Annotated in this window: 1 pseudogene; it reads left to right on the top strand. The window is 75.8% G+C overall.

What is annotated here, in order from left to right:
* Window positions 1–147: 147 nt before the first annotated feature.
* Window positions 148–921 (top strand): annotated as a pseudogene (locus F3J18_RS37570) (hypothetical protein); the annotation flags it as partial.

Genomic DNA, 921 nt, shown 5'->3' with positions numbered 1-921 from the left:
TCCCGCGAGCGGCGATGCCGGCCGCCGCGACGGCGCACTGAAACACGACCGAGGCCGGCATGCGCGCCGGTATCGAGACAAGCACGACGGCATGGCCGGGGCCGCCAGCAGGCGACCGGCGCCGATCGACGACGAGGGAGAGAGCAGGTGAGCGACAAGCATGATCTGACCATGCCGGCCTCGGCCGGGGCCGCCGCGGCCGCCGCGCCGGGCGGCATCACGCAGGTGCGGGAGCAGGAGCAGGACGTGGCTGCCCGGGGCGGCCTGGCGCTGGCCTGTCGGTGGCTGGCGGTGCTGGCCCTGGCCGCGGTGATCCTGCCGTGGCTGCCGGCGATGCCGGGCGAGGGGCTCGACCCGTCGTGGATGGCCGCGCTGAACCAGGCGCTGGCGCAGGGCCTGGTATTCGGCCGCGACATCGTCTTCACGCTCGGGCCGTATGCGGGCGTGTTCACGCGCGTGTTCCATCCCGCCACCGACGGCCTGGTGCTGGCCGCCAGCGCGGTGTTCCTGCTCGGCTACGCGAGCGCGACGCTGGCGCTCACGCGCGGCGCCGGCCGCGTGCTGCCGCTGCTGCTGGCGCTGATGATCGCCGGCGCGCTGTCGCGCGACGTGCTGCTGCTCGGTTATCCGTTGCTGGTTTCGGCGGCCTGGTATCGCCATTGCCGCGCGCTCGACGGGGCGCGCGAGCCCGGCGCGGGCTGGCGCACGCTGCTTGCCGCGCTGCTGATGTTCGCGCCGTTCGGCCTGCTGCCGCTGGTGAAGGGCTCGATGCTGCCCGCCTGCGCGGCCGCCGTGCTGCTCTGCGTGCTGCTGCTGGCCAGCCGCCGCGCCTGGGGCGTCGCGCTCGTCATGCTGCTCGCGCCGCCGCTGGCCGCCGTGGCGCTGTGGCAGGCGGCGGGCCAGCCGCCGGCCGCGCTCGGA

Source organism: Burkholderia sp. Ax-1720, from assembly GCF_011753035.1.
Taxonomy (GTDB): Bacteria; Pseudomonadota; Gammaproteobacteria; order Burkholderiales; family Burkholderiaceae; genus Burkholderia; species Burkholderia gladioli.
This window is presented reverse-complemented; position numbering and strand designations above follow the sequence as displayed.